The sequence below is a fragment of the Seonamhaeicola sp. MEBiC01930 genome, assembly GCF_045277075.1.
GTDB lineage: Bacteria > Bacteroidota > Bacteroidia > Flavobacteriales > Flavobacteriaceae > Seonamhaeicola.
Genome location: NZ_CP104270.1, coordinates 2,405,712 through 2,418,932 on the forward strand (window position 1 = coordinate 2,405,712; position 13,221 = coordinate 2,418,932).

General features: G+C 32.4%; 12 protein-coding genes. 2 read left to right on the plus strand and 10 right to left on the minus strand.

The features are described from left to right. The first annotated feature begins 61 nt into the window (after positions 1-61). Complete coding sequence (gene carB / locus N1F78_RS10545) at positions 62-2,914, plus strand: carbamoyl-phosphate synthase large subunit (RefSeq protein WP_406683122.1); 2,853 nt, start codon at positions 62-64, stop codon at positions 2,912-2,914. 71 nt (positions 2,915-2,985) lie between these two features. On the opposite strand, the gene N1F78_RS10550 is transcribed toward carB, so the two are convergent. The 8 genes from N1F78_RS10550 to N1F78_RS10585 form a co-directional block, all read right to left on the minus strand. After that, entirely contained in the window at positions 2,986-3,522 is a 537-nt protein-coding gene (locus N1F78_RS10550; protein WP_406683123.1) for an acyl-CoA thioesterase, read from the minus strand. A 3-nt stretch (positions 3,523-3,525) separates the two neighbouring features. After that, positions 3,526-4,230, minus strand: coding sequence for a DUF3307 domain-containing protein (locus tag N1F78_RS10555; protein WP_406683124.1), 705 nt, complete (start codon positions 4,228-4,230; stop codon positions 3,526-3,528). Then, positions 4,227-4,835 carry a transcriptional regulator gene (locus N1F78_RS10560; protein WP_406683125.1) on the minus strand — a complete coding sequence of 203 codons (609 nt, stop codon included), beginning with the start codon at positions 4,833-4,835 and terminating at the stop codon, positions 4,227-4,229. The genes N1F78_RS10555 and N1F78_RS10560 overlap by 4 nt, the downstream gene beginning before the upstream one ends. A 92-nt stretch (positions 4,836-4,927) precedes the next feature. Next, positions 4,928-6,310, minus strand: a complete 1,383-nt coding sequence (gene rmuC, locus N1F78_RS10565) for a DNA recombination protein RmuC (RefSeq protein WP_406683126.1) — start codon at positions 6,308-6,310, stop codon at positions 4,928-4,930. Between the two features lie 76 nt (positions 6,311-6,386). After that, the gene (locus N1F78_RS10570; RefSeq protein ID WP_406683127.1) at positions 6,387-8,114 is read right to left on the minus strand and encodes a hypothetical protein; all 1,728 of its coding nucleotides are present in this window, start codon (positions 8,112-8,114) and stop codon (positions 6,387-6,389) included. Between the two features lie 106 nt (positions 8,115-8,220). After that, complete coding sequence (locus N1F78_RS10575) at positions 8,221-9,015, minus strand: ABC transporter ATP-binding protein (RefSeq protein WP_406683128.1); 795 nt, start codon at positions 9,013-9,015, stop codon at positions 8,221-8,223. Continuing rightward, a complete protein-coding gene (locus N1F78_RS10580; RefSeq protein ID WP_406683129.1) occupies positions 9,015-10,043 on the minus strand; it encodes a FecCD family ABC transporter permease in 1,029 nt (342 codons plus the stop codon). Before N1F78_RS10580 ends, N1F78_RS10575 begins: the two co-directional genes overlap by 1 nt. Next, positions 10,044-11,183, minus strand: coding sequence for an ABC transporter substrate-binding protein (locus tag N1F78_RS10585; protein WP_406683130.1), 1,140 nt, complete (start codon positions 11,181-11,183; stop codon positions 10,044-10,046). 85 nt (positions 11,184-11,268) lie between these two features. Here N1F78_RS10585 and N1F78_RS10590 point away from each other — a divergent pair, with 85 nt between their 5' ends. After that, the gene (locus N1F78_RS10590; protein ID WP_406683131.1) at positions 11,269-11,919 is read left to right on the plus strand and encodes a diphthine--ammonia ligase; all 651 of its coding nucleotides are present in this window, start codon (positions 11,269-11,271) and stop codon (positions 11,917-11,919) included. On the opposite strand, the gene cobC is transcribed toward N1F78_RS10590, so the two are convergent. Next, on the minus strand, positions 11,909-12,475 hold the full coding sequence (gene cobC / locus N1F78_RS10595; protein ID WP_406683132.1) for an alpha-ribazole phosphatase: 567 nt from the start codon (positions 12,473-12,475) through the stop codon (positions 11,909-11,911). The genes N1F78_RS10590 and cobC overlap by 11 nt on opposite strands. Next, positions 12,460-13,221, minus strand: coding sequence for an adenosylcobinamide-GDP ribazoletransferase (locus tag N1F78_RS10600; RefSeq protein WP_406683133.1), 762 nt, complete (start codon positions 13,219-13,221; stop codon positions 12,460-12,462). Before N1F78_RS10600 ends, cobC begins: the two co-directional genes overlap by 16 nt.

Consider the following 13,221-nt stretch of genomic DNA (forward strand, 5'->3'; position numbering starts at 1 on the left):
TTTATGTTTCGTAATTACTACTTTTGCAAATAATTTATTAAAACAAGAATACTATATTAAAATGCCAAAAAATCCAAATTTAAAATCTATACTAATTATTGGTTCGGGTCCCATTATTATTGGGCAAGCGTGTGAGTTTGATTATTCTGGTTCACAGGCATTACGATCATTACGAGAAGATGGAATTGAAACAATCTTAATTAATTCCAATCCAGCAACAATTATGACAGACCCGTCAATGGCGGATCATGTTTATTTGTTGCCTTTAAACACCAAATCAATAATAAAAATTCTTAAAGAGCATCCTCAAATAGATGCTGTTTTACCTACAATGGGAGGGCAAACAGCATTAAACTTAGCTATTGAAGCAGATGAAAAAGGTATTTGGAAAGATTTTAATGTAGAGCTTATAGGTGTTAATATTGATGCTATTAACATTACAGAAGATAGAGAGCAGTTTAGAGAATTAATGGGTAAAATTGGTGTTGGAATGGCACCACAAGCAACGGCTACATCTTTCTTAAAAGGAAAAGAAATAGCTCAAGAGTTTGGTTTCCCATTATGTATACGTTCTTCGTTTACTTTGGGTGGTGCTGGAGCTTCAATAGTATATGAAGAAAAAGATTTTGATGAATTACTAAGAAGAGGACTAGAAATATCTCCAATTCATGAGGTAATGATAGATAAAGCATTATTGGGGTGGAAAGAGTATGAGTTAGAGTTGTTAAGAGACTCTAATGGTAATGTAGTAATCATCTGTTCTATTGAAAATATGGACCCTATGGGAATCCATACTGGAGATTCCATAACTGTTGCACCGGCAATGACTTTAAGTGATACCACGTACCAAAAAATGCGTGATATGGCTATTCATATGATGCGAAGCATTGGTGATTTTGCTGGCGGATGTAATGTGCAATTTGCAGTTAGTCCAGATGACCAAGAAGAAATTATTGCCATAGAAATTAACCCACGGGTATCTCGTTCTTCTGCATTAGCAAGTAAAGCAACAGGATATCCAATTGCAAAAATTGCAGCTAAATTAGCAATGGGTTATCATTTAGATGAGTTAAGCAATCAAATAACTAAGTCAACTTCGGCTTTATTTGAGCCAACATTAGATTATGTGATTGTAAAAATACCACGTTGGAATTTTGATAAATTTGAAGGGTCTGATAGAACTTTAGGGCTTCAAATGAAAGCTGTAGGTGAGGTGATGGGTATTGGGCGTTCTTTCCAAGAAGCATTACATAAAGCTACGCAGTCTTTAGAAATTAAGCGTAATGGTTTAGGTGCAGATGGTAAAGAAAATACCAATTATGATGAGATTATTGAGAAGTTAAGATTTGCATCTTGGGATAGAGTTTTTATTATCTATGATGCTATTAAAATGGGAATTCCATTAAGTAGAATTCACGAGATTACTAGAATAGATATGTGGTTCTTAAGACAATATGAAGAACTTTATTTCTTAGAGAAAGAAATCTCAACGTTTAATATAGATTCTATAGAAAAACCACTTTTATTAGAAGCTAAGCAAAAAGGTTACGGTGATAGACAAATTGCCCATATGCTTGGTTGTTTAGAAAGTGAGGTTTATAATAAGCGTGAAGCTCTTAACATAAATAGAGTTTATAAGTTGGTTGATACTTGTGCGGCAGAGTTTGAAGCTAAAACGCCTTACTACTATTCTACATTTGAAAGTGAAATGGAAGTAGCAGGAGGAGAACGTTATTCTCATAATGAGAGCATAGTGTCAGATAAAAAGAAGGTAATAGTTCTTGGTTCTGGACCAAACCGAATTGGACAAGGAATTGAGTTTGATTATTGTTGTGTGCATGGTGTGTTGGCAGCAGCTGAGTGTGGTTATGAAACTATTATGATTAACTGTAACCCAGAAACTGTTTCTACAGATTTTGATACAGCTGATAAGTTATATTTTGAGCCTGTTTTTTGGGAGCATATTTATGATATTATTAAGCATGAAAAACCAGAAGGTGTTATTGTTCAATTAGGAGGACAAACAGCTTTAAAACTAGCTGAAAAGTTAGATAGATACGGTATTAAAATTATTGGAACAAGTTTTGAATCTTTAGATTTAGCTGAAGATAGAGGAAGCTTCTCTACATTATTAAAAGAGAATAATATTCCTTATCCACAATTTGATACGGCTGAAACTGCTGATGAAGCTTTAGAGGTTGCAAAAGAATTAGATTTTCCTATTCTTGTTAGACCATCTTATGTTTTAGGTGGTCAAGGAATGAAGATTGTTATTAATGAAAAGGAATTAGAAAAACACGTTGTTAGTTTATTGCAAAGTATTCCTAATAATAAACTATTATTAGACCATTATTTAGAAGGGGCAATTGAAGCAGAAGCCGATGCTATTTGTGATGGAGAAGAGGTTTATATTATTGGTATTATGGAACATATAGAGCCTTGTGGTATCCATTCAGGTGATAGTAACTCTACCTTACCTCCTTTTAATTTAGGTGAATTTGTAATGCAGCAGATAAAAGATCACACTAAGAAAATTGCTTTAGCTCTAAATACGGTAGGTCTAATCAATATTCAGTTTGCTGTAAAAGATGATGTGGTTTATATTATTGAAGCTAACCCAAGAGCATCTAGAACGGTACCATTTATTGCAAAGGCTTACGGAGAACCTTATGTAAATTATGCTACAAAGTTAATGTTAGGAGAAAAGAAAGTTAAAGACTTTAATTTCAACCCTCAATTAGAAGGTTATGCTATAAAACAGCCGGTGTTCTCATTTAATAAATTTCCTAATGTGAATAAAAACTTAGGTCCAGAAATGAAGAGTACAGGAGAAAGTATTTTGTTTATTGATAGTTTAAAGGATGATGAATTCTATGACTTATATTCAAGACGAAAAATGTACTTAAGTAAATAAGTATTAAGTATCTCAATAAAAAAGCCGCTTTAAAGCGGCTTTTTTATTGATTAATATATCTTCACTTTTAATTATAGCGTAATTTTCACATTATGATGTTTTAAGGCGTCAATATGTTCTTCAATTTTAAATTCTGAAGATTTAAAAAGTGTAGTTCTTTTTTTAGCTTGTTCCTGTCTAGCAATACTCCTTGAAAAGCGTCTAACACTTTGTTCGTTATCCAAAATTAATCCAGGAACTGGAACATTGTTTCCTTTTTCATCTTTAGCTACCATAGTGAAATATGATGAGTTGCAGTGTTTCTTTACACCTGTTTGAATATTTTCTGCCTCAATTCTAACTCCAATTACCATAGATGTTCTTCCTGTATAGTTTACTGAAGCTTTTAAAGTAACTAATTCACCAACGTCTATTGGGTTTAGAAAATCAACACGATTAACAGAAGCGGTTACACAATAATGTCTAGAATGCTTAGAGGCACAGGCAAATGCAATCTGATCCATTAAATTTAAAATATATCCACCGTGTATTTTTCCGCTAAAGTTTGAATTTGCCGGAAGCATTAACTCTGTAATTGTGACTTGAGATTCTTTTGCGCTTTTAAACATGCCTTATATAATTAAATTATAAACTATTCCTGTTGCAATGGAAATACCAAAACTTATTAGTGTACCTATTAAAATATATTCCGTGAGTTGCCTGTCTTTAGAATCTCTTAAATCTCCAAATCGAAAAACGGATTTGGCAGTAATTAGAAAACCAACAGCTTCCCAATGTCCTAATATTATGAATAAGAACACTAAAATGCGCTCTAAAATACCAATATATTTACCTGCATCCTCTAACGATTCATTATTTTTAGTGAGTTCTGAAATATTCCACTTTAAAAAAATGGTTTTCATAATAATAGATACGGGTAATGTTAAAAACAATAAACAAGAAATGAGCAAAATAACCTTTTCAGTAAAAAGAGATTTTAAGTCTAAAGACGTTTCTGAAAAAATGAAACAGCAAATAGCAATAACCAAAATATGTAATAACTGATCTATAAAAAACCAGCGCCTCCTTGTTTTTTTAGTTTGAAGGCTGAGTTTGAGAGCGTCTATTATAAAATGTGAAACCCCGATAATTACAACAATTGGCCATAATGTTATATCCCAAAGAATTAGAGCCGTAACTACAATATGAAGAAGCACATGGATGTATATCTTCGGTGATTTTAGTTTTTTCTTTTCATTTTCTTTAACCCATTTTGTAGGTTGAAGAAAAAAATCGCCCAAAATATGGGCTAAAAATAATTTTAAAAAGAGAATCATAGTACACTAACTTTTTTTTGGTATAGTTGGTTTAGTTCTAATATATTTTCTAAACCAGCGCGCTTTTGACGTTTACTTACGGCATCTTGTTTAGTATTTATCATTTTGGCTAAATCATGTTGTAATGCATTTGGGTTATCTATACTAAGTTTAACAATTTCTGCAGAATTAATTGTCCAATTATCAATATTTACTAATAGTAACTTAAAATATAGATTGAGTTCCTTATTTAGTTCAATATTTTGAGTTTTAATTTGAAGGTTTTGCTTTATTTTTTTTAAAGTCTCTAAGGTTTCTCCAGAAAAAATAAAAGCATCGCCGTTAGATTCTGTTACATCTTTACCTTCATGGGTTTTGTCTCCAATACCTATAGCTAATCTAACATCTAAGCCTTTAATGGTTTTTATGCATGCTTTAATATAGACTGCTGCTAAAAAACTTTCTGAAGGGTTTGCTATTTCAATTTGAAAGCTATCACCTCTATATATTTCCCAAAATCTGTTGTCTGGGTTTAATGAGGATAATGATGTTTTTAGGGCATCAATCCATATGGAAGGGATTGTTTCTCTGGATTTAATAATATCTCCTGTTATAACACTTGTCATATATAATTAATATTATTCCTTTTTTGTGGAATAATCAAATATATGCCTTTTTTGTGGAATAATCAAGTGTATTCCTTTTTTATGGAATAATATTAGTCTTCTTCGGCACGTTTTATTATAGCTTCAGGGAGCGATTTTTTAGCTTTAGCACCCATTTTTTTGAGCTTTTCAACACTTGTTATAAGGTTTCCACGCCCGTCTACTAACTTATTCATAGCAGCAGAATAGTCTTTTTTTGCGTCATCTATTCTTTTGCCAACACCAGTTAAATCTTTTACTAAACCTTCAAATTTATCGTAAAGTGCTCCTGCTTGTCTCGCAATTTCCATAGCGTTGCGTTGTTGCTTTTCATTATTCCACATAGAGTCTATGGTGCGTAATGTAGCCAACAAAGTAGAAGGTGTTACAATAACAATATTTCTTTCAAAGGCCTTGTTATAAATACTGTTATCTTCATTTACAACTACAGCAAATGCAGGTTCTATAGGAATAAACATTAACACGAAATCTGGTGATTCTATATCATATAGATCTTGGTAGTTTTTAGCCGATAATTGTTCAACATGCTTTTTAACAGAGTTAGTATGCGCTTTTAAAAATTTGTCTTTATCATCGTCCTCTGCATTTACCAAACGCTCATAATCTGTTAAAGATACTTTACTGTCAATAATCATTTTTTTACTATCTGGTAGATGTAAAACCACATCTGGTAATACACGAGAGCCATCTTCTGTTGTAAAATTTTGTTGTACAAAATACTCGCGGTCTTTTTCTAAACCAGATTTTTCTAGCACACGTTCTAAAACTAATTCACCCCAATTTCCTTGCATTTTGCTATCACCTTTAAGAGCTCTGGTTAAATTGGTTGCCTCTTTTGTCATTTGTTGGTTGAGGTCTTTTAGACCTAAAAGTTGTTCTTTTAAAGCCGAATGCATACTAATGCTTTCTTTTTGAGAATCCTCAACCTTTTTCTCAAATCCTTGGATTTTCTCTTGTAAAGGATTTAAAATATTCTTGATATTTTCTTTATTTTGCTCAGTGAATTTATTAGACTTTTCTTCTAGGATTTTATTTGCTAACAGTTCAAAGTCTTTACGCAATTGTTCTTGGCGCTCCTCTAATTCTTTATCACGTTTTAAGTTTTGTTGTTGAAGATTTTCGAACTCCGTATTTTTTCTAGTCAATTCAGAATTAAGAAATTCTTTTTCACGACGAATCTCCTCTCTCTCTGATTCAATTTTAGAAAGGTTTTCTTTTAGTTCAGTGATTTGATTGTTGAATGCTTTGTCTTGTTGTTCCTTTTCAGATTCAGAATGCAACTTAAAATCATTCAATTGTTGTTGCAAGTTTGAGTTGCGTTCCTCTAAGGTACTCTGTTCACCTTTGCTTTTAAGTTTAGAAATTGTTTTACCAATATATACACCAATACCGCCAGAAATAAGTATGGCAAGAATTAAAATTATACTTTCGTTCATTTAAAAATTAAAGTTTAACCAAAGATAATTTTTTTAAGAGGAAATAGTTGAACTAATAAATTTATGTTGATAAAAATTACAAAACAGATGTGTCTATTTCAATATCGGCATCTTTCCAAGCTTTGTTAAATTCTTGTTTTATATTAAGAGCTTCGTCCATTTTATTTTGTGCCTTTAAGGCATTGTAAAGCCCTATTAAAGACCACCCATTTTGTCTCAGAATTTCTAGATCTTCCTTATAAATTTTCTCGGCAGTCTCATATTGTTTTGCCTTCATTAAAACGGCTCCTAAATTTTGCCTAGGTGGTATATGCCATGCAGAAGGTTCGTTATAAGTTAACCCATCCTCAATTTCAACGGCTTTTTTTAGGTGTTTAATGGCTGCATCAAAATTTCCATTAGCTGATTCCATTTCTCCCGAAACAATTTCAAAGGCTAATTCTGCAATGGTGGTTCCAGAATCAAAGCCTGTTGCCATGTTATTTTCAAAATCAGTATCTGATATATAGTTTTTGATAAACCCTAGTTCTTCTTCAGCTTCTTTTAAATTATTCTTTTTGATAAATGCAATACCTCTAGAGTAATGCCATATCAAATTTAAATGTTTTATACTGTCGTTTGGTTTTGGATAGGTCAAAATATCATTCCATTTTCCAAATCGAGTATATGCTAATAAGGGAGTAGCTGCAAAGTTTTGTAGAAAATGGAGTTCTTCCATTTCTCCAACAGGAACTTTTTCAGCTGTTTTTTTTGCTGCATCAATGGCAATATCACTAGCGCCTAATAAACTAGAAGCCGACCATAAAAAATGAATATTGTGAGGGTAGTAACCTAAGGGATACATACCCTGAGCGTAACATTGCGAAATATAATCTTCATCGGCTAAAATAGCTTTTTGGTTTGCCTTAACAGCATCTTTATATCTTCCAACCCTAATGTATATATGTGACGGCATATGTACTATATGACCCGCTGCAGGCATAAGTTTTCCAAGCTTGTCTGCTGAGGGTACGCCTAAATCAGGCTTTGGAAGTTCAACCATATGAATATAGTAATGATGTGCTCCCGGATTGTCAGGGTCTAATTCTATTGCTTTTTCAAGTGCTGCTTTGGCCTCTTTAATATTAGGTTGAGCATTACCTTCTACATCCCAATAATTCCATGGAGTGGTATTCATTACTGAAGCCGCATATAACGTTTGTATGTTAGTGTCCTCAGGAAATAGTTTTACAACTTTTTCCATTGCAGTCATGTACTCTAAGTTAAGTGTATCAATTCCTTTTGATAAGTTTTTTGAATACCTATGACTTAAAGCATTAATCAAAGCTTGTTCTTTAGTGGAGGCTTTTGAAATCAATTTTTTTGCTTTTTCAATAGCTTCATTGCATTTTTCTTTTCTTTCATCATCCGGGAATGGGTCATTTATATTAGGGCCTAAAACATAAGCCTGCCCCCAATAGGTCATTGCCGCATTTGGATCTAACCTAGAGGCCTCCATGAAAGAACGGTGAGCCTCGGCATGATTAAAAGCATAAGCCAACCTTATTCCTTGATTAAAGAATTGTTGCGCTCTTTCATTAATTGTAGAAATTTTATAGGTGTGATTGCCTAAGTTTTCAAACAAAGGAGAAATCTGTTGGGTGGTGTCTACATCTTCCAACAAAAAGGTAGGCGGGGTGCATTTAATTTTGCTTACAACAAGTTTAGGTTTAACCTTTAAATTGTTATTAGGTTTATTAAGTACAAAAAATACTAAGGTTGCTATAATTGTTCCTGAGAGAATGATACTTAATTTAGTTTTCATTGTAGGAAGGTTTTAGGTTAATAAAACACCCCATAAGTAGTTGAACTTCATATAGTGCTCAAATTCAGGCACGTGAATTTAGTGAAAATTAAGCAGAAATAAAAGGTTATTTCTTAATCCTGAAACTTCCTGTTTTTTCATCAAAAGTGATTAAATCTTTAGGGAATAGCTCGTTAAAAGTACCGTTAGAAATTAAGTTGCATGGTTGGTCTGAAACTACTTTGTTATTATCCATTACTATTAATTTATCACTCAATTGAATAGCCAAGTCAATTTCATGGGATGAAAATAAAATTGTTTTATTAGTATCTTTAGCTAACTTTTGAAGAAGATTAAGAATATAAGCTTTATGATACATGTCAAGATGTGTAGTTGGCTCATCCAGAATAATTATATCGGTATCCTGAGCTAAGGCTCTGGCAATCATTACTTTTTGAAGCTGTCCGTCACTTAACTCAAAACATTTTTTATTTTTTAAGTCTTCAATGTTTATTTGAGTTAAGGAATTGTTTACAATTTCGAGGTCTGTATCAGATAAGTTTCCAAGCCAATTGGTGTATGGCTGTCTCCCTAAGGCTACCAATTCAAAAACTGTAAAATTCTTAGATGGTAAGGATTCCGTGAGTACCAAACTAAGAGACTTTGCCAAATCAATATTTGAGTATGCATTTAATTCTTTGGCATTAATGAAAATGTTTCCTTCAAGCTTTGGTTGAACTGCGGTTAAGGTTCTTAAAAGGGTAGATTTACCAATACCATTGGCTCCAATTAAACCTATTAACTCACCTTTAAGTAGTTCAATATTAATGTTGGAAGACACAATATTATTATTCTTTTTGGATGTGTACCCAATTGAAAGGTTTTCTGTCCTTAAAACGATATGTTGGTTTTTATCTTCCATTAAAATATCATTTTTCGTTTTCTAACTAATAACCAAATGACAACAGGAGCACCAACTAAGGATGTAATAGCATTAATAGGCAAAGTATAATCGCTATTTGGTAACTGTGAAATACTATCGCAAATAAGCAAAATTAAAGCACCCATTAAAAATACTGCTGGTAAAAGTATTTTATGGTTTGAAGTGCCAAATACTTGTCTGGTAATATGTGGTATGGCTAATCCTACAAATGCAATAGGTCCCGTAAAGGCTGTTATAGTACCTGCCAGCAGGCTGGTGGAAATTATAATAATTAATCTGCTTTTCTGAATGTTAATACCTAAACTTTTGGCGTAATTTTCGCCTAACAAAAGGGTATTCAAAGTTTTAATAGATGTAGTGCTAATGACTATACCAATAAAATAAATAAGGAATAGGATAAATAGTTCCTTCCAGTCTAGATTTCCAAGACTACCAAAACCCCAAAAGAAATATTGCTGTAATTCTTCAGCAGAGCTAAAATATGACAGAATGTTAACTACGGCGGCAGTAATACTTCCAAACATGAGACCAATAATTAAAATGGCCATGGTGTCTCTAACTTTTGTAGAGACAATTAAAACAATAAGAAGAACTAAAAAACTACCCAAAGTAGCAGATACAACTAAACTCCATTTAGAAGCTAAAATTCCAAATAAAACACCTCCAAATAAGGAAGCTCCCATGGTAACAATGGCTACCCCTAAACTGGCTCCAGAGGTTATACCAAGAACAAAAGGTCCCGCTAAAGGGTTTCTAAAAAGGGTTTGCATTAAAAGTCCAGAAATGCCTAAACCAGAACCAACAATAATAGCAGTAAATGCCTTGGGTAACCTATAATCTAAAATAATATGTTGCCAGGGAATATTAGGGCTATTCCCCAGAAGTATGTTTAAAATATCTTTATTGGGAATAGAAAGCGACCCTAAACTTATATTTATAAAGAAGCACAGTAATAGAAGTACAGATAGTACTATAAATTGAATATGAAAGGTTTTAGTTTCTGCCAATTATTCTAAACGTTTAAAAAAGAAGTTTTTATAATCTTCTAAAACTGTTGGGTGCGTTATATTAATAATATCTTTTAGTATTAAATCAGGTCTTAAAGGGCCCAATTCATAATACAACAACCCGCCACCAGGTCCAATCTTATTTGTATATGTGTAAATGTTATTTGCTTTAAAAGCATTAAAGTAACTATATCCTTTATGTTGGTCAATCATTTGTTCTTTTGTTTTAAATGATCCAGCTCCAATCCAAAATTCCGCATTTTGAGCTTTATCGAGAACATTTTCAAAATTTAACTGCAAACTTCCATTAGCGTTATTGTCTTTCCAAAGATAGTTAACATTAGCATCTTCTAAATATTTAGCAACAAAACTCTTGCCTCCAGGTACATTCCATACATCTTTAAACATAGATCCTGAAAAAACAATTGGTCTGTTTTTAATATTAGCAGCTAGTTTTTTTGCTTTTTGATAATTAGATTCTATTGTGTTAAAAATACTATCACCTTCTTTTTCTTTATTAAAAAGTGCAGCAACAAATTTTATCCATTCTGCACGACCAAGTGGATGTTGTTCAGTCCATGCTCCATCTAAAACTACAGGAATATTAAATTTTTCTATTTGATTTAAAGTTTTGTTATTTCCATTTACAGAAAAGCCTATCACCAAATTTGGTTGCAGATCTATTAATAGTTCCATGTTTAAATCTAGATCATTGTTAAGGTCTTTAATTTCTCCTTTGTCAATTCTTGCTCTTGTCTTTTCTGATGAAATAAATTTTGTGGAAGGAAAACCAACAAGTTTGCTATCAATATTTAAATATTCCAAAGATGGAATATTTGTTGTTGACATTACAATTACTTTTTCAATGGGTAATTGAATAATGGCATTAGCCTTAATATTTTTTGGGTTTTCATTCCCTTCTTTTACAATAATATAACGAAACGTATCATTACTTTTTGGCCAAGGCGACGTAACAATAATTTCTTTATAAGTACCATAATCCGTTATTGAAAACCCATTTGCATATTTTAAAACTTCTTTTTTCGCCTTAAGTTTAGTCGTGATTGGCTTGGAGCCTTTACTTTCCTTACAAGAGACTAATATTAGAAAACAAATAGAAAAAAGAGATAAAAAACGCATGGTGTAAATTTGAAATTCAAAGGTCACTAATTTTTTTGTAATACCGTATACTTAGAATTACTTTTGAGGAATAAAACTGGTTTAGATGAAATTCTTATGTTCTTGGAGTGGTGGTAAAGATAGTTGTTATGCATTTTATAAGGCAATTGAAAGCGGTTTTAAACCTAGTGTTCTTTTAAATGTAATGAACGAATTTGGAGATAGGTCGCGCTCTCATGGTATAACAAAAGAAGTTTTGCAGGCTCAGGCAGATGCTCTTAGTTTACCAATTCATTTTTTTAGTAGTACTTGGGAAGATTATGAAGAAAAATATATTGAAAATCTGAAAAAGGTTGCAATGGATTATCCCATATCTCATACAGTTTTTGGAGATATAGATATTGAAAGTCACAAAGCTTGGGAAGAGAAAGTATCCGATGCTGCCAATTTAGTGGCTGTTTTACCTTTGTGGCAAGGAGACCGAAAACAATTAGTTTTAGAAATGATAGATGTAGGTATAGAGGCTATAATTGTATCATGTAATCAGGATTTAGGATCCGAATTTTTAGGAAAAACTATTGATGCTTCAATTATTTCTGAATTTGAGTCTATGGGTGTAGATGCTTGTGGGGAAAACGGTGAATTTCATACCTTAGTTGTGAATGCGCCATTTTTTAAGAACCGAATACCTGTTAAAATAAAGGAGAAGGTTGTTTCAAGTAATTACAATTTTGCAAATTTGCAACTTATAGATTAATATCCGTTATTAACTTAAGCTGGTTGTCCTCTTTTGTTATGAAGAAAACATCGCCATATTCAATTTTTATTTTAAAAGAATTTTTTAAAGGAATGTTTAATATTTTTGCAAGTATTGCTCTAATGGGGCCTGCGTGTGAAACAATAATGACTTTTTTAAATTCTTTTGAAGCTATTACTTCTTCAGCTAATGAAAATACCCTGGAAGCTAATTGAGTGTAAGATTCTCCATTGGGAGTCTGAACATTTACAAAATCTTTCATCCAAGGGTTAATTTCCTTTTCGGGTATGAAATTCCATTCTTTAAGTTCCCAGTCACCAAAATTTAATTCCTTTAAACGGTCATCTAAGGTAAGGTCTTTTCCAAGATTTTGAGCTAATAAGGCACAACGCCTTAAGGGACTCGAAATAATTTTAATATCATTACTTGAAGGTAGCTTTGTTTTTACTTCTTTAAATTCAGTTTTCCAGGTATGGGTTAAATCTAAATCAGCTTGACCATAACAAATTCCTTTTTCAATTTTAGGTGTTGTATGTCTAACTAGATAAATTTCCATAGAATTATAAGGCTTAGGTAGAAAACAACTTCACATAATTGTTGAACGGCACCCGCACAATCACCTGTTTGTCCTCCTATCCATTTTTTAAATTTAGCGGCTAAATACATTTTAGCTAAATAGGTAGTGATTAAAGTTAAAAACACTAATGGAGTTTTAAAAAAGAATAAAGGTGCCATTCCAAAAACACCACAAACAATTAGCATTTTTAAGGTCATATTTTTGGCTGCTGGTTTCGCCTTACTGTCATCTGAGTCTCTTACATAAGGATGAGTATAGATTAATGTTGTGGCAATGAATCTGCTCAAACTGTGCCCCGAAATTAAAACCAATGGAATATTATATGTTGGTAACTCTCTTAGACTAGAAAATTTAAGCCCTAAAATTAATATTAAACCAGCGGCTCCATATGTACCTAAACGCGAATCTTTCATAATTAAAAGAATCTTTTCCTTTGTCCACCCACCACCTAAGCCATCACAAACATCTGCAAATCCATCTTCATGAAAAGCCCCAGTTATGTAAATGGTTGAAACCATACTCAATAAAATAGCTATTTCCTTGGGGAAAATAAAAGTTGATCCGTAAAAAATTAGTGCTCCAATGCTACCAACAATAATACCTACTAGCGAAAAATATTTTGAACTTTGTCGTAAAAAATCAGTGTCATGATTTACCCATTTAGGACAAGGTATTCTAGTGAAAAACATTATTGCTGTAAGGAATATTTGCAGTTCTTTTTTCAT

Excerpts from the sequence above, each read along its gene's own strand:
- rmuC (WP_406683126.1), bottom strand. The coding sequence starts at position 6,310 with ATGAACGAAAGTATAATTTTAATTCTTGCCATACTTATTTCTGGCGGT.
- carB (WP_406683122.1), top strand. The coding sequence starts at position 62 with ATGCCAAAAAATCCAAATTTAAAATCTATACTAATTATTGGTTCGGGT.
- N1F78_RS10600 (WP_406683133.1), bottom strand. The coding sequence starts at position 13,221 with ATGAAAAAAGAACTGCAAATATTCCTTACAGCAATAATGTTTTTCACT.
- N1F78_RS10585 (WP_406683130.1), bottom strand. The coding sequence starts at position 11,183 with ATGCGTTTTTTATCTCTTTTTTCTATTTGTTTTCTAATATTAGTCTCT.
- N1F78_RS10590 (WP_406683131.1), top strand. The coding sequence starts at position 11,269 with ATGAAATTCTTATGTTCTTGGAGTGGTGGTAAAGATAGTTGTTATGCA.
- N1F78_RS10550 (WP_406683123.1), bottom strand. The coding sequence starts at position 3,522 with ATGTTTAAAAGCGCAAAAGAATCTCAAGTCACAATTACAGAGTTAATG.
- N1F78_RS10560 (WP_406683125.1), bottom strand. The coding sequence starts at position 4,835 with ATGACAAGTGTTATAACAGGAGATATTATTAAATCCAGAGAAACAATC.
- N1F78_RS10555 (WP_406683124.1), bottom strand. The coding sequence starts at position 4,230 with ATGATTCTCTTTTTAAAATTATTTTTAGCCCATATTTTGGGCGATTTT.
- N1F78_RS10575 (WP_406683128.1), bottom strand. The coding sequence starts at position 9,015 with ATGGAAGATAAAAACCAACATATCGTTTTAAGGACAGAAAACCTTTCA.
- N1F78_RS10570 (WP_406683127.1), bottom strand. The coding sequence starts at position 8,114 with ATGAAAACTAAATTAAGTATCATTCTCTCAGGAACAATTATAGCAACC.
- cobC (WP_406683132.1), bottom strand. The coding sequence starts at position 12,475 with ATGGAAATTTATCTAGTTAGACATACAACACCTAAAATTGAAAAAGGA.